This window comes from Roseicyclus sediminis (assembly GCF_025515305.1).
Taxonomy (GTDB): domain Bacteria; phylum Pseudomonadota; class Alphaproteobacteria; order Rhodobacterales; family Rhodobacteraceae; genus Roseibacterium; species Roseibacterium sediminis.
The window spans coordinates 153,402-170,759 of record NZ_JAOPHT010000004.1 but is presented as its reverse complement, the minus strand read 5'-3'; the positions used below and the strand labels follow the sequence as shown (position 1 = coordinate 170,759).

At 67.3% G+C, this 17,358-nt stretch carries 19 protein-coding genes; 10 read left to right on the top strand and 9 right to left on the bottom strand.

What is annotated here, in order from left to right; all coding sequences use genetic code 11:
- Nucleotides 1-277: 277 nt before the first annotated feature.
- The 7 genes from N8I71_RS07855 to N8I71_RS07825 all read left to right on the top strand — a co-directional run bounded on the left by N8I71_RS07855 (nt 278) and on the right by N8I71_RS07825 (nt 7,826).
- On the top strand, nt 278-1,309 hold the full coding sequence (locus N8I71_RS07855) for a LacI family DNA-binding transcriptional regulator (protein ID WP_262877403.1): 1,032 nt from the start codon (nt 278-280) through the stop codon (nt 1,307-1,309).
- Nucleotides 1,310-1,401: 92 nt separating this feature from the next.
- On the top strand, nt 1,402-2,715 hold the full coding sequence (locus tag N8I71_RS07850; RefSeq protein WP_262877402.1) for an ABC transporter substrate-binding protein: 1,314 nt from the start codon (nt 1,402-1,404) through the stop codon (nt 2,713-2,715).
- Between the two features lie 120 nt (nt 2,716-2,835).
- The gene (locus tag N8I71_RS07845) at nt 2,836-3,702 is read left to right on the top strand and encodes a carbohydrate ABC transporter permease (RefSeq protein WP_262877401.1); all 867 of its coding nucleotides are present in this window, start codon (nt 2,836-2,838) and stop codon (nt 3,700-3,702) included.
- Nucleotides 3,703-3,715: 13 nt separating this feature from the next.
- A complete protein-coding gene (locus tag N8I71_RS07840) occupies nt 3,716-4,546 on the top strand; it encodes a carbohydrate ABC transporter permease (RefSeq protein WP_262877400.1) in 831 nt (276 codons plus the stop codon).
- Between the two features lie 12 nt (nt 4,547-4,558).
- On the top strand, nt 4,559-5,563 hold the full coding sequence (locus tag N8I71_RS07835; protein ID WP_262877399.1) for an ABC transporter ATP-binding protein: 1,005 nt from the start codon (nt 4,559-4,561) through the stop codon (nt 5,561-5,563).
- Nucleotides 5,560-6,333, top strand: coding sequence for an L-iditol 2-dehydrogenase (locus tag N8I71_RS07830; RefSeq protein WP_262877398.1), 774 nt, complete (start codon nt 5,560-5,562; stop codon nt 6,331-6,333). The genes N8I71_RS07835 and N8I71_RS07830 overlap by 4 nt, the downstream gene beginning before the upstream one ends.
- Nucleotides 6,333-7,826 carry a mannitol dehydrogenase family protein gene (locus N8I71_RS07825; RefSeq protein WP_262877397.1) on the top strand — a complete coding sequence of 498 codons (1,494 nt, stop codon included), beginning with the start codon at nt 6,333-6,335 and terminating at the stop codon, nt 7,824-7,826. Before N8I71_RS07830 ends, N8I71_RS07825 begins: the two co-directional genes overlap by 1 nt.
- Before the next feature lie 28 nt (nt 7,827-7,854).
- Here the strand turns inward: N8I71_RS07825 and N8I71_RS07820 are convergent, their stop codons facing one another.
- Genes N8I71_RS07820 through N8I71_RS07805 form a run of 4 tightly spaced genes read right to left on the bottom strand, consistent with a single transcriptional unit; the run spans nt 7,855 to nt 10,180 of the window.
- Complete coding sequence (locus tag N8I71_RS07820) at nt 7,855-8,592, bottom strand: type 1 glutamine amidotransferase domain-containing protein (protein ID WP_262877396.1); 738 nt, start codon at nt 8,590-8,592, stop codon at nt 7,855-7,857.
- A gap of 13 nt (nt 8,593-8,605) precedes the next feature.
- Nucleotides 8,606-9,160 (bottom strand): antibiotic biosynthesis monooxygenase, encoded by a 555-nt coding sequence (locus N8I71_RS07815; protein WP_262877395.1) that lies wholly within the window; start codon nt 9,158-9,160, stop codon nt 8,606-8,608.
- The gene (locus N8I71_RS07810) at nt 9,157-9,534 is read right to left on the bottom strand and encodes a GFA family protein (RefSeq protein WP_262877394.1); all 378 of its coding nucleotides are present in this window, start codon (nt 9,532-9,534) and stop codon (nt 9,157-9,159) included. Before N8I71_RS07810 ends, N8I71_RS07815 begins: the two co-directional genes overlap by 4 nt.
- A gap of 19 nt (nt 9,535-9,553) precedes the next feature.
- Nucleotides 9,554-10,180 (bottom strand): NADPH-dependent F420 reductase, encoded by a 627-nt coding sequence (locus N8I71_RS07805; RefSeq protein WP_262877393.1) that lies wholly within the window; start codon nt 10,178-10,180, stop codon nt 9,554-9,556.
- 72 nt (nt 10,181-10,252) lie between these two features.
- Here N8I71_RS07805 and N8I71_RS07800 point away from each other — a divergent pair, with 72 nt between their 5' ends.
- Nucleotides 10,253-11,173 carry a LysR family transcriptional regulator gene (locus N8I71_RS07800; RefSeq protein WP_262877392.1) on the top strand — a complete coding sequence of 307 codons (921 nt, stop codon included), beginning with the start codon at nt 10,253-10,255 and terminating at the stop codon, nt 11,171-11,173.
- A gap of 12 nt (nt 11,174-11,185) precedes the next feature.
- Here N8I71_RS07800 and N8I71_RS07795 read toward each other — a convergent pair whose 3' ends face one another.
- Genes N8I71_RS07795 through N8I71_RS07785 form a run of 3 tightly spaced genes read right to left on the bottom strand, consistent with a single transcriptional unit; the run spans nt 11,186 to nt 13,331 of the window.
- Entirely contained in the window at nt 11,186-12,346 is a 1,161-nt protein-coding gene (locus tag N8I71_RS07795; RefSeq protein WP_262877391.1) for an MFS transporter, read from the bottom strand.
- Complete coding sequence (locus N8I71_RS07790) at nt 12,346-12,918, bottom strand: GNAT family N-acetyltransferase (protein WP_262877390.1); 573 nt, start codon at nt 12,916-12,918, stop codon at nt 12,346-12,348. Before N8I71_RS07790 ends, N8I71_RS07795 begins: the two co-directional genes overlap by 1 nt.
- A complete protein-coding gene (locus N8I71_RS07785) occupies nt 12,915-13,331 on the bottom strand; it encodes a nuclear transport factor 2 family protein (protein WP_262877389.1) in 417 nt (138 codons plus the stop codon). The genes N8I71_RS07790 and N8I71_RS07785 overlap by 4 nt, the downstream gene beginning before the upstream one ends.
- 168 nt (nt 13,332-13,499) lie before the next feature.
- Between N8I71_RS07785 and N8I71_RS07780 the strand changes: the two genes are divergently transcribed.
- Both N8I71_RS07780 and N8I71_RS07775 read left to right on the top strand, forming a co-directional pair.
- Nucleotides 13,500-14,324 (top strand): LuxR C-terminal-related transcriptional regulator, encoded by an 825-nt coding sequence (locus N8I71_RS07780; RefSeq protein WP_262877388.1) that lies wholly within the window; start codon nt 13,500-13,502, stop codon nt 14,322-14,324.
- Nucleotides 14,321-15,757 carry a LuxR C-terminal-related transcriptional regulator gene (locus tag N8I71_RS07775; protein ID WP_262877387.1) on the top strand — a complete coding sequence of 479 codons (1,437 nt, stop codon included), beginning with the start codon at nt 14,321-14,323 and terminating at the stop codon, nt 15,755-15,757. The genes N8I71_RS07780 and N8I71_RS07775 overlap by 4 nt, the downstream gene beginning before the upstream one ends.
- 20 nt (nt 15,758-15,777) lie before the next feature.
- On the opposite strand, the gene N8I71_RS07770 is transcribed toward N8I71_RS07775, so the two are convergent.
- Nucleotides 15,778-16,989 (bottom strand): RNA polymerase sigma factor, encoded by a 1,212-nt coding sequence (locus tag N8I71_RS07770; RefSeq protein WP_262877386.1) that lies wholly within the window; start codon nt 16,987-16,989, stop codon nt 15,778-15,780.
- Nucleotides 16,986-17,339, bottom strand: coding sequence for a YciI family protein (locus N8I71_RS07765; RefSeq protein ID WP_262877385.1), 354 nt, complete (start codon nt 17,337-17,339; stop codon nt 16,986-16,988). Before N8I71_RS07765 ends, N8I71_RS07770 begins: the two co-directional genes overlap by 4 nt.
- Between the last annotated feature and the right edge of the window lie 19 nt (nt 17,340-17,358).

Here is a 17,358-nt window from a genome sequence, read left to right as displayed (position 1 = left end):
GAGGTTAGTCCGCACCGGACGGCAGAAAAACGTCCGGTAATGCGCGATCGGATAACCTCGGGATTATGCCAGGCGCGTCGCTCCCTCGCAGGGCCAGCGGCCGGGCCCGGGGCGCGTCGCAGCCCGTTTGCAGGGCGAAACGGTGTCACGGCCGCTGGCGTTTCGGACACCCCGAGCCTATTTGAACTTTACTCGCGCAATCTAATGCAGGTTTTATCGCGTGAGGGCGGAGCGGACCCCGCGCCTCGTTGGCGACGAACGATCCAGAAGCGGCACGATGAGTGAGCAGAAGATACGCAACATGGAGGAATTCGCGGCGGTAAGCGGCCTGTCCCGGCCGACCGTCTCGAAATACTTCAACGACCCCGACAGCGTCCGGTCCACAACCCGGGCGCGGATCGAGGCCGCGCTCGAACGTTACGATTTCCGGCCGAACATCTACGCCGTCAACCAGAACCGGCGCCTGACAAAGAACATCGGCATCGTGGTGCCCTACCTGGCCGACCCGGTTTTCGCCGAGCACGCCCGCAGCATCGAGAAATTGTGCAACGATGCCGGGTTCCGCTCGATCCTGCTCAGCTCCCACGGCGGCAGCGACCAGGAGCGCGAGAACCTCGACAGCCTTCGTGCTCTGAAACCGGCGGGCGTTCTGCTGGCGCCGCTCGGGCGGGCCTCGGACAGAAGCGAGATCGAGCGCTTCTGCCGGGACGTGCCGACCGTCCTTTTCGACAGCAATATCGAGGGGATGGGCGAGGCCTTCATCGGTTCGGACAATGCCAGCTTCGTCAATCAGACGGTGGATTACCTGTGCCGCAGCGGCGAGACGCCGTGCTTCTTCGAGATGCGCACGCCCGCCAACCCGAACGCCAACAAGCGCCGCATCGCCTATATCCAGGCCATGGAGCGCCACGGACAGGAGCCCGTCGTCGTCAGCGTCGAGGGCGACGGCTGGGGCTTCGAGGAAATCGGCAGACAGGGCGCGCATTCGGCCATCGCGGCCGGCGATTTCAAGACCGACACGATCCTGTGCAGCAACGATCGCCTCGCCATCGGCGTGCTGGCGGCCTGCTACGAGCGCGGCCTCCGCGTCGGGCGCGGTCCGGGCTGCGCGTTCCGGGTCGCCTCGCATGACGACCACCCGTTTTCCCGCTTCACCTGCCCCGCCCTGACCACGGCCGCACACAATTATTCCGCAGTGGCCGAGCGCAGCGTGAAGACCCTGTTCGAAGTGATCGAGAACGGCGGGCATCTGCGCAACCGGACCGAGACCCTCCTGCCTGCTCAACTCGTCGTTCGGGCTTCGGCGTGATCGCATATTTTTTACGCGAGTAAAAATTTTATTGACGCGCGCATGATTCGGGCACAGTCTGCCTCCACAACATCCAACCAGGGAGGATACGGATGTCCCCGAAGACCGTGCTTCGCGCGTCGACCGCGCTTGCGCTCTGCATTTCCACCTCTGCCGCCATGGCACAGGACACCACGATCACCATCGCCACCGTGAACAACGGCGACATGATCCGGATGCAGGGCTACACCGACCGTTTCACCGAAGAGACCGGAATCAACGTCGAATGGGTGACGCTGGAGGAGAACGTCCTGCGCCAGCGCGTGACGACGGACATCACCACCAACGGCGGCCAGTTCGACATCATGACGATCGGCATGTACGAAGCGCCGATCTGGGGTGCGAACGGCTGGCTCGTCCCGCTCGACAACCTGTCGGAAGACTACAACGTCGATGATATCCTGCCCGCAATGCGCGGCGGCCTTTCCCATGACGGCACGCTCTACGCGGCTCCGTTCTACGGCGAATCGTCGATGGTGATGTACCGCACCGACCTGATGGAAGCCGCCGGCCTCGAAATGCCCGCCGCCCCCACCTGGGACTTCATCCGTGAAGCGGCAGCGGCCATGACCGACCGTGAGAACGACATCAACGGCATCTGCCTGCGCGGCAAGCCGGGCTGGGGTGAAGGCGGCGCCTTCATCAACGCGATGGCCAACTCCTTCGGTGCACGCGTCGTCGACGAAAACTGGCAGGCACAGCTTGACAGCGAAGCTTGGGCCAACACGCTCAACTTCTTCAACGGCATGATGCAGGAAAGCGGCCCCGCCGCCTTCGCGACCAATGGCTTCAACGAGAACCTCTCGCTGTTCAACCAGGGTCTGTGCGGCATGTGGATCGACGCAACGGTGGCAGCATCGTTCGTGACCAACCCCAACGACTCGGAAGTGGCCGACAGCGTTGGCTTTGCTCTTGCTCCCGACAACGGCCTCGGCCCGCGGTCGAACTGGCTCTGGGCCTGGGCCCTGGCGATCCCCGCCGGCACGCAGCAGTCCGACGCGGCGCTTCAGTTCATCGAGTGGGCCACGTCGGCCGACTACATCGAGCTGGTCGCCGAAAACGAAGGCTGGGCCAACGTGCCCCCGGGCGCGCGTCAGTCGCTTTATGACAACCCAAACTACGCGGCTGTTCCCTTCGCTCAGATGACGCTGGACTCGATCCTGTCTGCCAACCCGAGCGAACCGACCGTTGATCCGGTTCCGTACACGGGCATCCAGTTCATGGCGATCCCCGAATTCGCTGGCTTCTGGACTGAAGTGAGCCAGGAATTCTCCAACGCCTACGCTGGTCAGCAGACCGTCGAAGAGGCGCTGGCCCGTGCCCAGGACATCGTCAACGAAGCCCTGGAAGCGGCCGGCTACCAGTAAGCCGCAGGCCAAGGCACGGAAGGCGGCGCGCGCCGCCGCCTTCCACCCCCCTCGTTTTTGCTTCAGCGTCACAGTGTCGGTTCACCGGGCCCGCGCGCCTGAACGAAGAGGAATTGCGTCATGGCAACCCAGTCTTCCCGATCAGCGGCAAGGATCATGATGGCCCCCGCGGTCTTCCTGCTTCTCGTTTGGATGCTGGTGCCGCTGTGCATGACGCTCTGGTTCTCGCTCCGCGACTACCGCCCGCTGCGCGGCGGTGACCTGGGCTTCGTGGGGCTCGAGAATTTCGTCCGCTTCGTGTCCTCCTCCTCGTTCTGGCCCGCCGTCTTCACCACGATGCTGATCGTGGGCGGGGTGCTTCTGGTCTCGATCATCTTCGGCGTGTTGCTGGCGATGCTTCTGGACCAGCCAATGTGGGGCCAGGGCGTTGTCCGCATCCTCGTGATCGCGCCCTTCTTCGTGATGCCGACCGTTTCGGCGCTCGTGTGGAAGAACATGTTCATGGACCCCACGAACGGCGTCTTCGCCCATATATGGCGCGCCTTCGGGGCTGACCCCGTGGTCTGGCTGACGGATGTTCCGATCCTGTCGCTGATCATGATCGTCTCCTGGCAGTGGCTGCCCTTCGCCACGCTCATCCTTCTGACCGCGTTCCAGTCGCTCGACAGCGAGCAGCTGGAAGCCGCCGAGATGGACGGCGCAGGCCCGCTGGCCCGCTTCTTCTTCATCGCGCTGCCGCACCTGAGCCGCGCCATCACCATCGTGATCCTGATCCAGACGATCTTCCTGCTGGCCGTCTTCGCCGAGATCTTCGTCACCACCGGCGGCGCCTTCGGGACACGGACGCTCACCTACCTGATCTACCAGCGGGTGCTGGAAAGCCAGAACGTCGGCCTCGGCTCGGCGGGCGGTGTCTACGCCATCATCCTTGCCAATATCGTCGCGCTCTTCCTGATGCGCATCGTCGGCAAGAACCTGGATCGCTGAGGAGGGACTGACCATGGCACGCGCCGTCACGACACAACGCAAGGCCCTCAACACCGCCCTCGCTTGGCTGGTCGGCCTCGTGATTTTCTTCCCGATCCTCTGGACGATCCTGACCTCCTTCAAGACCGAGGCCGAGGCGATCGCCAACCCGCCCATCATCCTGTTCTTCGACTGGACGCTGGAAAACTACGGCGTGGTGCAGGAACGCTCGAACTACGTACGCTTCTTGTGGAACTCGGTCATCATCGCGGGCGGCTCCACCCTTCTGGGCATCCTCATCGCCATTCCCGCCGCCTGGTCGATGGCCTTCGTGCCCTCCAGGCGGACCAAGGACATCCTTCTGTGGATGCTCTCGACCAAGATGCTTCCGGCCGTCGGCGTGCTTTACCCGATCTACCTGCTGTGCATCCAGCTGGGCGTCCTGGACAACCGCATCGCGCTGGTCGTGATCCTGATGCTGATCAACCTGCCGATCATCGTCTGGATGCTCTACACCTACTTCAAGGAAATCCCCGGCGAGATCCTCGAGGCCGCACGGATGGACGGTGCGGGCCTGAAGGAAGAGCTTCTCTACGTCCTGACGCCGATGGCCGTGCCCGGCATCGCCTCGACCATCCTTCTGAACTTCATCCTCGCCTGGAACGAGGCGTTCTGGACGCTGAACCTCACATCGGTCGACGCGGCCCCTCTGACGGCCTTCATCGCCAGCTACTCCAGCCCCGAGGGCCTCTTCTTCGCCAAGCTGTCGGCGGCCTCGACCATGGCCATCGCTCCGATCCTTATCCTTGGCTGGTTCAGCCAGAAACAACTCGTCCGCGGCCTGACCTTCGGCGCGGTGAAATAGGGAAGCAAGACCATGGGACGCATCACGCTCGACAAGGTTCGCAAGGCTTTCGGCGAAGTCGAAGTCATTCCGCCGCTGGACCTGACCATCGAGGACGGGGAATTCGTGGTCTTCGTCGGCCCGTCGGGCTGCGGCAAGTCCACGCTCCTGCGGCTGATCGCGGGGCTGGAGGACGTGTCGGGCGGCGAGATCCGGATCGACGGCCAGGACGCCACCATGGTGCCGCCCGCCAAGCGGGGCCTGGCGATGGTGTTCCAGTCTTACGCCCTCTACCCGCACATGTCGGTCAGGAAGAACATCGCCTTCCCGCTGCGGATGGCCGGGATGGATGCCGCCGAGCAGGAGCGCCGCGTGAAGTCGGCCGCCGATGTGCTGAACCTGACGGACTATCTCGACCGGCGGCCCGGGCAGCTTTCCGGGGGCCAGCGTCAGCGCGTCGCCATCGGGCGGGCCATCGTGCGGGAGCCCGCGGCCTTCCTCTTCGACGAGCCGCTCTCGAACCTCGACGCGGCGCTGCGCGTGGGGATGCGGCTCGAGATCTCGGAACTGCACAAGCGCCTCAACACCACGATGATCTACGTCACCCACGACCAGGTCGAGGCGATGACGATGGCCGACAAGATCGTCGTGCTGCGCGCGGGCCATATCGAGCAGGTCGGCAGCCCGCTGGAACTCTACCGCACGCCGCGCAACCTCTTCGTGGCGGGCTTCATCGGCAGCCCGAAGATGAACCTGATCGGCGGCGCGGTCGCCTCCGCCCATGATGCCGCGACCATCGGCATCCGCCCTGAACATATCCGCGTCTCGGACGAGGCCGGCGATTGGACAGGGACGGTCGGGGTGTCGGAACACCTCGGATCCGACACGTTCTTTCACGTCAACTGCGAGGGCATCCCCGATCCGCTGACGGTGCGCGTGGGCGGCGAGGTCGACCTGCATTACGGCGACAGGATCCACCTCAGCCCCGATCCCGAGCACCTGCACCGGTTCGACGCCGAGGGGCTGCGCCTTCCATGAGACGGCTCGGCGGCAAATCCGCCCTCATCACGGGCGCCGCGCGCGGGATCGGCCGCGCCTTCGCCGAGGCCTACGTGCGCGAGGGCGCGCGCGTGGCCATCGCGGACATCGACATTGCCCGGGCGCGGGAAACGGCGGCGGAGATCGGGGACGCCGCCATCGCGGTGGAGCTTGACGTGACCCGGCAGGACAGCATCGACGCCGCCGTGGCCGAGACCGTCGCCGCCCTCGGTCAGATCGACATCCTCATCAACAACGCCGCGATCTTCACCGCAGCGCCCATCGTCGAGATCGACCGCGCCGACTATGCGCGTACCTTCGACATCAACGTGGCGGGCACACTCTTCACCCTGCAGGCGGTGGCCCGCCACATGATCGAACGCGGCATCAAGGGCCGCATCATCAACATGGCCAGCCAGGCGGGGCGCCGGGGCGAGCCGCTCGTCGCGGTCTACTGCGCGACGAAGGCCGCGGTGATCAGCCTGACGCAATCGGCCGGCCTGAACCTCATCGCGCATGGCATCAACGTGAACGCGATCGCGCCGGGCGTGGTGGATGGCGAACATTGGGACGGCGTCGACGCCTTTTTCGCGAAATACGAGGGCAAGGCGCCGGGACAGAAGAAGCGCGAGGTGGGCGAGGCCGTCCCCTACGGCCGCATGGGCCGGGCCGAGGACCTGACCGGGATGGCGGTGTTCCTCGCCTCCGACGAGGCCGAGTACATCGTCGCGCAATGCTACAATGTCGATGGCGGGCAATGGATGAGCTGATGGGGAATATGTTTCAGGGCCCTGTGCCCCTGTCGAACGCCACGCTCGGCCGCCTGCCGAAGGGCGTCGCCCGGCCGATCTACGACCGCGCCGCGCTGACGCCCGGCATCGTCCATATCGGTCTTGGCAACTTCCATCGGGCGCACCAGGCCTGGTACCTGCACCGCCTGATGCAGGCGGGCCACGCGATGGACTGGGCGATCATCGGAGCCGGCGTCCGACCCTATGATGCGGCCATGCGCGAGAAACTCATCGCACAGGACTGCCTGACCACGCTGATCGAACTGGCCCCCGGGCACAGGTCGGCCGAGGTGATCGGCCCGATGATCGACTACCTGCCCATCGAGGAGGGCAACGGACCCCTGATCCGCGCGATGGCGGACCCCGCGATCCGCATCGTCGCCCTGACGGTGACGGAAGGCGGCTATTACACCGACCCCACGACCGGCGGGCTCGATACAGCGCACCCGGACATCGCCCATGACGCCGCCCATCCCGACAAGCCGAAGACGGCCTTCGGCGCGATGGTCGCGGCACTCGCGCGGCGCAAGGCCGAAGGACTCGGGCCGTTCACGGGGCTCTGCTGCGACAATCTCCGGGGCAACGGCACGATCCTGCGGCAGGCGGTGGTGGGGCTCGCCCGCCTCTCCGATCCGGCCCTGGCGGACTGGATCGACACCGAGGGCGCCTTCCCGAATTCCATGGTCGATTGCATCGTTCCGGCCACCGGGCCCGCCGAACTGGCGCTGGCGCGGGGCTTCGGCATCGCGGACCCGGCCCCCGTCAGTCACGAGGCCTTCCGCCAATGGGTGCTCGAGGACGACTTCTGCGCGGGACGCCCCGACTGGGACGAGGTCGGCGCGATCTTCACCGACGACGTGCACTCCTACGAGATGATGAAGATCCGGGTCCTGAACGCGGGCCACCAGGTGCTGGCCAATGCGGGCGAGCTGCTGTCGCTGGCCACGATCTCGGATTGTATGGCGGACCCGACCATCGCCGCCTTCTTCCGCAGGGTGCAGACCGAGGAGATCCTGCCCCACGTCCACGCAGTGCCGGGGATGACGCCCGAGGCCTACCTCGAGCTCATCGAAGGCCGCTTCGCCAATCCCGAGATCCGGGACACCACGCGGCGCGTCGCCTTCGACGGGCATTCTCGCCACCCGGGGTTCGTCCTTCCGATCGTTCGCAGCGCGCAGGCCTCCGGCACCAGCCTGTCAGGTCTCGCGCTGGTCGAGGCGCTCTGGGCCCGGATGTGCGAGGGCACGCGCGAGGACGGCACGAAGATCGAGCCGAACGACCCCGAATGGGAGGCGCTGACAAAAGTGGCGCGCGCGGCGCGCGAGCGCCCGGCCGCGTGGCTGGAGCAGGCCGCGATCTACGGCGACCTGGCCCGCGACCCCGCCTTCCGCTCGGCCTTCGAGGGCTGGCTCTCGCGGATATGGCGGGACGGGACGGCGCCCACGCTCGCGGCCTACACCGCCGGCGCGTAAGACCCGCGCACGCGCCCCGCCCTGCCCTTCAGCGGCCCAGCGTCTCCACCACCAGCTCGGCGGCGGCACCGCCGGAATATTGCTGCTGACCGGTGATGAGGTTGCCGTCGCGCACGGCGAAACGCTTGAACAGGCCCGCCACGACGAAGTTCGTGTCGGGCAGCTTGCGCGCCTCCTCCTCGATCCAGAAGGGCTGGATCTTCATGCCCGCGAAGGCATCGGCGAAGGCCTCCTCGCTGTCCGCGAACCCGGTCCAGGTCTTGCCCTTCACCAAAAGCTCGCCGTCGGACAGCCGCGTCTTCAGCAGGACGCAGGTGCCGTGGCAGACGATCGCCACGATCTTCCCGCCCTCGTAGGCGCGGGCGACGAAGGCGTGAAGGTCGGTGTCGTCGATCATCGTGGTCATGGGCGACTGTCCACCCGCAAGGAAGATCGCGTCATAGAGGTCGAGATCGACCTCGGCGATGGACGTCGTGCCCTTGAGAAGTCCGGCGTGGCTTTCGGACTTCTTGAAGCCGAGCGAGATGAGGTCGTGTGCCGAATAGCCCGAGGCATCCTCGGGGTCGGAATAGCCGTCGGCCTGCAGATCCCCACCCTTGGGGCTGACGATGTCGACCTCGTAGCCGGCCTCTTTGAAGACCCAGTAGGGATGGGTCAACTCGGCCCACCAGAAGCCCACGGGCCAGCCGGTGGTCGGTGACGTCGCCGGGTTTCCTGCGATCAGGAGAACACGTTTCTTCGAATGGATGTCGATCGAGGCGGTCATGAAATGCTCCGTTTCAGAGGGTTCGGGATGTGGGGTAGACGAAGCGCGCGATCCGGGGCGTGAGCCACGGCATGACGACGTAGGTCATCAGCGCGATCTGGATGACGACGGTGACAAGCACCCTGAGCGCCAGCGGCCAGCCCTCCATGAGCGGGCCGAGGGCAAGGTTGAGGGCCAGGACGAGGACGAAAACGACGGCCACGAGAACCAGCGCCATCCGGTGCGGCGAAGGCTGCGGCACGCGGGTGCCCGGCGGCGGGTCGAACCAGACCTCGAGACCGGTAAGCCGTTCCCATGCGGCGTCGCCGTCGAAGAACTTCGCCCCCTCCGCCAGCATCCGTGCCCGGAAGTCCGATCGCTCGAACGCGTCGAGATGCGCGAGGCTGTCGAAGCGGAAGACCGAGACATAGGCCGCGCCCGGCACACCGGGGCGGTGAAGCTCGGCGCCGAGATAGCCCGGCGCCTCGCGCGCCGCGGCACTGGTGAGGCGCCCGAGCCAAGCCTCGTAGTCGGCCTCGCGCCCTGCCCTCACGCGCCGGCGCACCACGACGGTGACGGGATCGCTCACCGCGCCACCTCGGGCAGGTCGTACCAGTCGGGTTTCGACTGTTCCCAGAGGTTCCTGACGATGCGCTTGCCCGTCGGCCCGTCGATCAGGCCCGCCGAGATCAGCCAGCGGCCCGCGTCCGTCACCTCCTTCAGCACCCGCGCGCCGCAGGTGCCGCAGAAGGCACGGCGCGCGGTCTCGGAAGACTGGTACCAGATCAGCGCATCGCCGCCGGACAACGCGATGGCGGCGACCGGTGCGGCGAGGAAGGCGTTGAAATTGCCGTGCATCTTCTGGCAGTCGCCGCAATGGCAGGCAAGAATGCCGGCCGCCTCGGCAGGCAGGTCGATATGCACGGCGCCGCAGTGGCAGGAGGCATGAAGGGTGCGCGTCATGAACGTGTTCTCCGGGTTGTCAGACGATTGCGAAGGCCCAGTCCCGGCCCTTGCCACGGGCAAGCGCCTGGTTGATCCAGACAAGGGCGAAGGGTTCGAGAAGCCGTGATTTCGTGATGTCACCGGCGTCGAGCGGGTCGAAGCCGAGATCGCGGAGCAGCTCCGCGACCGTCGCCTTCGCCGCCGGATCGTCGCCCGCCATGAGCATCGCGGGGCGACGCGCGAAGTGGGCGTTCCGCGCCATGACTTCCGCACCGACCTGGTTCAGCGTCTTGACGACGCGGGCCTGTGGCAACCGGCGCTGCACCATCTCGCCACCCGACGACGTGTGACCAACCGCGAGGCCCAGCGCCCCGTCGACCATGCCCAGCGGATTGGTGCAGTCGACGACGATCTTTCCGTCCAGGCCGCCGAGATCCTCCAACACGGCGTCGACTGCGGCCCAGGGCAGCGCAAGGATGACGAGATCGGCGGATGCGGCGGCGGCGGAGGGGCTCGTGACCGCGCTGCCGGTTTCCGCCGCCAGCGCGCTTGCCGCGTCCGAGCCGGGGTTTCTCGCGCCCAGGGTGACGGCGTGCCCCTTGCCGCTCAGTCCGCGCGCCAATGCCGCGCCGACATGTCCGGTTCCGACGATCGCGATCCGCATCCGCTTTCCCTTGCTTCGGTGTCCGCAGCCCGGATATGCCGGGCCCGACAGAAGGAAAAACGAATAAGCATCATGTCTGAGTTAAGAGATTCGGAAATCAGGCGTCTCGACCTTACGCTTTTGCTGGTGTTCCTGGGGCTGCTTCGCCATCGCAAGGCGGCCTCCGTCGCCGCCGAACTGGGCCTGACGCAATCGGCGATCAGCCAGGCGCTCAAGCGGCTGCGCGACATCTTCGGAGACGAACTGTTCCTGCGCCGCCCGCACGGGATGGAACCGACGGCGACCGCGCTTGCCCTCGAGGCGCCGATTGCCCGGGCCGTCGAGGCGTTGCGGGGCGCGCTCGGCGCCGCGCGGCGCTTCGACCCGGCGGACGCAAGCGGGATCGTGCGCATCGCCGCGCTCGACGCGGAACAGGCGGTGCTGATCCCGGGCCTCGCCGCAAGGCTGCGCGAGGCGGCGCCGGGGCTGCGCCTGTCGGTCCAGCCGCTTGGACGAGCCGAGGCCGTGGACGCCCTGGCCGCGGGACGCGCGGACCTGTCGCTTGGATTTCTCTGGGACACGCCCGACTGGATTTCGGGCGAGCGGCTGTTCGACGAGGGTTTCCTCGTCGCCGGGCGTCCGGAGGTGCTTCCGGCGGCGCCGCGGATCAGCCTCGACGCCTATTGCGCGGCCGACCACGTCCTCGTCTCACCCGGCGCGGATCTGCGCGGGATCGTCGATCGGCGGCTTGCCGAAATGGGTCTCGAACGGCGCGTCGTGCTGGGTCTGCCGGCTTTCCTTCCGGCCCTCGCCGCCGTGGCGGCCGCGCCGGCGATCGTGACACTGCCCGCCCGCGTTGCCCGCGCCTTCGCCCCCGGTTTCGGCCTCGCCCTCGCCGAGCCTCCGCTCGAGATCCGGCGCTTTCCCGTCTCGGTCTTCTGGCACCGCAGGAACGACGCCGACCCGCAGACCGAATGGCTCAGATCGCAGGCAAGGCTGGCCGCCGGCGACTGAGGGCACCGGACTTCAAGGCATGCCGAAGGCCCGTTGCCGCGTCGCCCTGAACAGGAGCGTCGCCGGAACCACCAGGACGAAGAGGACGGCACCGAACAGGATCGCGGCGCCCGGTTCGCCAGCCCGGTCGACGACCCAGCCTGCCATGGGCGGCGCCGCGGTCAGCGCGGCATAGTACACGGTGAAAAAGACGCCCATCCCGAAGGCACGCCGCTCGGGCGCCACGGCCTGGCCGGCCAGCGCCATGATGACACCGGCCGGGGCCATGCCTATGAGGCCGAAGATCAGACTGGCGGCCAGGCCCGCATCCGGAATGCGCAGGAGCAGAAGGGCCACCGCCGCGCTCGCCATGCAGATCAGAAGGACCAGGTCGCGCCGGCCGAACCGGTCCACGATCAGGCCGCAGGCCGCCCCCGACCCCATCATCACCCAGCTGCCGAGGCTGATGACCGAGGCGGCGGCGAGGCTGCCCATGCCTTGCGCCTCCAGCGTGGCGGGGCCGAAGCTGAGATAGACGATGTAGCCCGCGTTGAAGACACCCCAGGCGAAGCCCGCGAGGATCACCAGGCTCCACTCCACCGGCAGGAGGCCCTTCGCGCGGGCCGCGCCATGAGACGGCAGGTCATGCGGCGGGCGGTAGAAGGCCAGGATGACCAGTGCCGCCAGCGCGCAATAGAGCGACGCCACCATGAAGGGCGCGCGCCAGCCGATCATCTCGAGGAGGAAGGCATGGCCCACTTGGCCCATCGCGATGCCGAGCGGCCAGCTCGTAACGAAGATGCTCATCGCCGTCGCGATCTCGCGGCCGTCGAACCAGTCCACGACCATCTTCGACAGGTAGAGCATCGCCATTACCGACCCCGCGCCGGCAAGCATGCGCCCGATCCCGATGATCTCGGCCGACGGCGCGAGCGCCGAGACGAGCCCGCCGAGCGCGAGGCCGCCAAAGCCCAGCCCGGTCAGGATGCGGTCGGGGGCGAACCGCCCCAGAACGCCGGCAGGCAGCACAAGAACCAGTCCGGGCGCCATGAACAGCCCGATCATCAGGCCGATCCGGGCGTTGTCGAGACCGAAGATCCCCGAGATCTCCGCGCTGACCGATCCCATGGTCTGGAACTGGAAACCCAGCCCCACTCGGGCAAGGAAAAGAAGCGCCAGGATGCGCCAGCGCATCATCCGAGCTCGTACTGCATGTAAACGAACCAGGGGTCCACTTCGATCGGGTCCGAGCATTCCGGGTAACGCGGGACATAGCGGAAGCCGATACTCTCGTAAATCCGGGTCATGTCGGTGTTGCCACGGATCGCGTTCACCAGAAGCGTGCGCCAGCCCATGTCGCGCGCCGCCTCGATCCGGGCATCGACGATGGCGCGCCCCAGCCGGTGTCCCTTGGCCTCGGGACGGACGTAGAGCCGTTTAAGTTCGCCCGCGTCGGGACGGACCTGATGCAGGGTCCCGCACCCGACCAGCCGGTCGGCCGCATCATGCACCAGGACAAGACGCCCGGTCGGCGGCAGGAACCGGTGCAGGTTGGGCCAGAACGACGCTTTCAGATCATGCGCCGTGTAGCTGTGGGGCACTCCGGCAAAGGCGAGCTTTTTCAGGATGACCCCGTAGTATTCGAGCAGAAGATCATCGAGCGCGGCCCGGTCCGTCACCTCCGTCACGCAGGTGACCCGGTAGGCGGAGACGGTGCCCGCCGAGGGCGAGACGCGCCCTGCCGGCTGATCGTGAAGCGCGGTCATGACGCCCACCCCAGTTGACGGAGCGCCTGCCCGTCGTTCCAGATCTTCGTCATGTGCGAGATGCGGTCACCGTCGAAGACCATGACGTAGGCGTAGTCCGAGGCCACGGTCCGTCCGGTCGGATCGCCCGGCCCGCCCTGTCCGGTCTGGGTGCCGTGAAACACCGCCGCCGCGGCGACGGTTCCGCGCGGCTCGTCCGCCGCGAACGCCGTCAGCTCGTACGACCCGTCGGGGATCGGCACGAGGAGGCCCTTCATCCATTCGGCATACTCCGCCAGCGTGGTTGTCCCGGCCAGCGCGTCGGCCTGACAGGCGAAACTGGCGCCTTCGTGGCAATAGGCCTTGCAGGCGTCCCATCCACCCCCGGTTTCGCAGGCCTCGAAAAAGGCGCGTGCCGTGTGTACCATGTTCATCCGCCGGTCCTACGTGCTGCTGTGTCCCGAGAATGCGGGGGATGCCGGACGCGCGAAATCGGGCAGCTGCAGTATTCTGCTCCGGATCGTGCAGTATTCGGCTAATGCATTTGCAGGATTGCCCGATCCGCCCCGGTGCGGGAGGGTGCAAGGACCACTGCAAGGGACATGACCGGACCCGTGAAGCCCGACGAACTCCTCAGCCCGCGCGAGATCGAGATCGCAAGCGCATACGCGCAGGGAGACACGTATCAGGCAATCGCCGAACGGCTCTGCATTGCGCCGTCCACGGTGCGCACGCATCTCTCGACGATCTACCGGAAGCTGGAAGTGTCCTCCAAGCTGGACCTTCACGCGCGGCTGAGCGGTGCGTCCCCTGCGACCGAGATCGCGACGGACCACGCCGCGGTCATCTCGGAACTGGCCCTCAGCCTCGAGGAATCCCTGCGTCGCGAACAGGTCTTTGCCGAGGTCCTGCGCATCATCAGCCGGTCGCGCGGGGATATCGACGCGGTCATGTCCGCGATCCTGGGCTTCGCGCTCGAGCTGTGCGAGGCGGAGTTCGGCATACTCTTCGAACATCATGGAGGCGGCCGTTTCGCGGCAAGTCACTGCCTGGGCATCCCGCAGCGGTTCCGGCAGTGGTTCGAGGCGCAGGGTATCTTCGCGGTCGGCCCGCGCACCGGGCTCGGACGCGTCGCGGCCGGCCATGGCATCGTCAACATCTACGACGTCCGGGCGGAAGAAGTCTTTCACGGCGACGACCCGTTGCGGCAGGCGACCGCGACCCTCGGCGGCGCGCGGTCCTTCGTGGCCATCCCGATGATGTCGGGTGACGTGCTGGCCGGCGCGTTCACGATCTACCGCCAGAGCGTGCGTCCCTTCGGTGCGCAGGCGACCGCGCTGGCGCAGACCTTTGCCGACCAGAGCGTCATCGCGCTGGAAAACGCCCGCATGATTGGCGCCCTTCGCGACCGCGCGACCTCGCCATGATCGTCGATCCCGAAGCGCTGAGCCCGCGGGAGCTTCAGATCGCCGAGGCCTTCTCCGAGGGAGAGACGTATCAGCAGATCGCCGAGCGGCTGAACCTCGCGCCGTCCACGGTGCGCACGCACCTCGCGACGATCTACCGGAAGCTCGGGGTGTCCTCGAAGCTGGACCTGCGCAAACGCATCGTGGGCGCGCCGCATCCCGAACCGCCCGAGGGTCTTCCGCCGCGCCCCGACAAACCGTCCATCGCCGTGCTCGCCTTCGAGAACATGTCCGGCGATCCCGAGCAGGAGTTCTTTTCGGACGGGATCACGGACGAGATCATCACCGCGCTGTCGCGGTCGCCGTGGCTGTTCATCATCGCCCGGAACACCACCTTCACCTACAAGGGCCAGAGCGTCGACGTGCGGCGCGTCTCGGCGGAGCTGGGCGTGCGCTTCGTGCTGGAGGGCAGTGTGCGGCGGGCCGGCGACAGGGTCCGCGTGACGGCGCAGCTGATCGACGGCGTGACCGGCGGACATGTATGGTCCGACCGCTATGACGGCGAGACGCGGGACGTCTTCGACCTGCAGGACGCGATCACGCGGCAGGTCGTCGCCTCGATCCAGACCATCGTGCATCGCAGCACCATCGAGGAACCGGTCGAGCGTCTCAGCCGCCCGGACCTCACGGTGTGGGAACTGACCATGCGGGCGTGGCACCTGCTCTACGATTTCACGCCGGAGGCCTTTGCGGCGGCCAAGACGTTGCTGGAGCGGGCCCTCGCGCTCGACCCCGCAAGCGCCGAGGCCAACATGGTCCTTTCCCTGGTGAACCACCACGTCGCCATGATGGGCAATCTGTCCGATCCACGTCCGGCGATGGAAGCCGCCTACGCGCTCGGACGCCGCGCGACGCAGCTCGACGACCGGAACGAATACGCGCACTGGGCCTTCGGGATCAGTTGCTGGGGCCTGCTCCGGCACGAGGAAGGGATCGCCGCGCTGGAGCGCGCCGTCGAGCTGAACCCGAATTGCTCGGTCGCGCGCGGCAGCCTCGGCACCGCCCTCGGGCTGGTGGGCCGGACGGAGGAGGCCATCGCGAACCAGGAAATCGCGATCCGGATGAACCCCCGGGACCCCAGCATCTTCTTCCGGTTCTCGGGCCTCGCGCTGGCCAACTACATGGCCGGTCGCTTCGACACGGCGATCGAATGGTCGGAACGCGCGATCCACCGGATGCCGCGCTGGTTTCTTGCCCATTTCATCCGCGCCGCGAGCCTCGTCGCAATGGGAAGAAACGGGGAGGCGCGCGATGCGGTGGCCGCCTGCCGCGCCGTCTTTCCCGATTTCGCGGTGTCCGACACCGACCGCGTGCCGCTCAAGGACATGGCGAAGATGGAGGAGTTCCGGAGCCGCCTGAAGATGGCCGGATTTCCGGAACGTCCGGATGCGTGACACTCCGCGGCGCGCGCCAGTCAGGGCGACGACGCAAGCTCCCGCAGTCTCGCCTCGAGGTATCTGCGCAACGGCGGTTCGGTCGTGAGCGAAATCGCCTTGCCATAGGCCTCCCGCGCGGGGAGGGCCTGTCCGAGACGCGCGAGCAGACGGGCCCGCGCCGCCCAGTAGGGCTGGAAACCTCGGGTGGCCTTGCCGTCGAGACGCGACAATGCCTCGAGCCCCGTGGCCGGGCCATGCCGTTCGCCCTGCACGACCGCGCGCGCGACTGCGGCCCCGAGCGAGGGCGCGAGACGCTCCAGCGCGAAATAGAGCTGGTCCAGCGCGAGCCAGTCGATGCGCCCCGTCTTGGCGCGGTCGAGATGCAACCCGTCGATGGCGGCCTCGATCTGGAACCGGCCCGGACTGGACAGGGACTGCGCCCGCGACAGGGCACGCTGGCCGAAGTTGATGAGACGGGCATCCCAGAGCCGGGGGTCCTGCTCGTCGAGCGGCACGAGCACGCCGTCGCGCACGCGCGCGTGCCGGCGCGCCTGGCCGAAAGCGATCAGCGCGGCGAGGCCATGCGCCTCCGCGTCCCGGGGCAGGAGGTGGCACAGGAGATCCGCAAGGTAGAGCGCCTCCTGACCCAGCGCGTCGCTCGGCGCGAGCCAGTCGAGCGCGTGGGCCGCGTAGACGGCCTCGCGCAATGCGTCCAGCCTTTCGGACAGGTCGGACCCGCCCGGAAGGGTGAAGGGAATGGCCGCGTCCCGGATCTTGCGCTTGGCCCGGACCAGCCGTTGCGCCATGGCCGAGGGCGCCGTCGCGAAGGCGCGGGCGATGTCGATCGCCTCGACCCCGAGCACCGTCTGCAAGATGAGCGGCGCATGGATGTCCGAGGGCAGCGCGGGGTGCGCGCAGACCATCATCAGCGCCAGGCGGTCATCGGGGAAATCGAGATCGGCGGCGGCATCGGAAATGGGCATGTCGGGGACCGCGTCGGTTTGGGGGAACCGCGTCAGGCGGCGCTGCGCGTCCGTGACGCGATTGCGGGCCGTCGTCATCAGCCAGGCGTCGGGGTTCTTCGGCACGCCGCTGCGTGGCCAGGTTTCCAACGCCTTGGCGAAAGCCTCGGCAAGCGCGTCCTCGGCCGCGGAAATGTCGCCGGTGCGCCGGGCCAGGATCGCCAGCAGCTTGCCGTAGGAGGTCCGCGCCGCCGCTTCCGCGGCGCGGGCCGTCGTCGTCTCGGTCACATCCCGCCCATCGCCGAGGCGCGGATCTCGACCTTGCCGGTGCGTGCGGCCGGGCATTTCTCGGCCCAGGCCATCGCGGCGTCCAGGTCGGGGACGTCGATCACGAAGAAGCCGCCGAGCGTCTCCTTGGTATCGGCGAAGGGCCCGTCCTGGACCGTCTTCGTCCCGCCCTTCAGGCTGAGCGTCGTCGCGGTCCCGACGGGCTGCAGCCAGTCGGTATCGACGAAGACCCCCGCCTCCCGCAGCGCGCCGATATAGGCGCCGTAGACCTGCTGCATGGCGGCCCAGTCGTCCTGGGTCATGTCGGCGAAATCGGCGGGATCGGAGTAGAGAAGGAAGGTATAGCGCATTGATCTGTCTCCTTGGTTC

What these genes read in the sequence shown, in the direction of transcription:
- N8I71_RS07795 (WP_262877391.1), bottom strand. Translation starts at nt 12,346, where the DNA reads ATGCGCTGGCGCATCCTGGCGCTTCTTTTCCTTGCCCGAGTGGGGCTG.
- N8I71_RS07830 (WP_262877398.1), top strand. Translation starts at nt 5,560, where the DNA reads ATGAGACGGCTCGGCGGCAAATCCGCCCTCATCACGGGCGCCGCGCGC.
- N8I71_RS07845 (WP_262877401.1), top strand. Translation starts at nt 2,836, where the DNA reads ATGGCAACCCAGTCTTCCCGATCAGCGGCAAGGATCATGATGGCCCCC.
- N8I71_RS07835 (WP_262877399.1), top strand. Translation starts at nt 4,559, where the DNA reads ATGGGACGCATCACGCTCGACAAGGTTCGCAAGGCTTTCGGCGAAGTC.
- N8I71_RS07840 (WP_262877400.1), top strand. Translation starts at nt 3,716, where the DNA reads ATGGCACGCGCCGTCACGACACAACGCAAGGCCCTCAACACCGCCCTC.
- N8I71_RS07780 (WP_262877388.1), top strand. Translation starts at nt 13,500, where the DNA reads ATGACCGGACCCGTGAAGCCCGACGAACTCCTCAGCCCGCGCGAGATC.
- N8I71_RS07855 (WP_262877403.1), top strand. Translation starts at nt 278, where the DNA reads ATGAGTGAGCAGAAGATACGCAACATGGAGGAATTCGCGGCGGTAAGC.
- N8I71_RS07800 (WP_262877392.1), top strand. Translation starts at nt 10,253, where the DNA reads ATGTCTGAGTTAAGAGATTCGGAAATCAGGCGTCTCGACCTTACGCTT.
- N8I71_RS07790 (WP_262877390.1), bottom strand. Translation starts at nt 12,918, where the DNA reads ATGACCGCGCTTCACGATCAGCCGGCAGGGCGCGTCTCGCCCTCGGCG.
- N8I71_RS07785 (WP_262877389.1), bottom strand. Translation starts at nt 13,331, where the DNA reads ATGAACATGGTACACACGGCACGCGCCTTTTTCGAGGCCTGCGAAACC.
- N8I71_RS07805 (WP_262877393.1), bottom strand. Translation starts at nt 10,180, where the DNA reads ATGCGGATCGCGATCGTCGGAACCGGACATGTCGGCGCGGCATTGGCG.
- N8I71_RS07775 (WP_262877387.1), top strand. Translation starts at nt 14,321, where the DNA reads ATGATCGTCGATCCCGAAGCGCTGAGCCCGCGGGAGCTTCAGATCGCC.
- N8I71_RS07820 (WP_262877396.1), bottom strand. Translation starts at nt 8,592, where the DNA reads ATGACCGCCTCGATCGACATCCATTCGAAGAAACGTGTTCTCCTGATC.
- N8I71_RS07825 (WP_262877397.1), top strand. Translation starts at nt 6,333, where the DNA reads ATGGGGAATATGTTTCAGGGCCCTGTGCCCCTGTCGAACGCCACGCTC.
- N8I71_RS07850 (WP_262877402.1), top strand. Translation starts at nt 1,402, where the DNA reads ATGTCCCCGAAGACCGTGCTTCGCGCGTCGACCGCGCTTGCGCTCTGC.
- N8I71_RS07765 (WP_262877385.1), bottom strand. Translation starts at nt 17,339, where the DNA reads ATGCGCTATACCTTCCTTCTCTACTCCGATCCCGCCGATTTCGCCGAC.
- N8I71_RS07810 (WP_262877394.1), bottom strand. Translation starts at nt 9,534, where the DNA reads ATGACGCGCACCCTTCATGCCTCCTGCCACTGCGGCGCCGTGCATATC.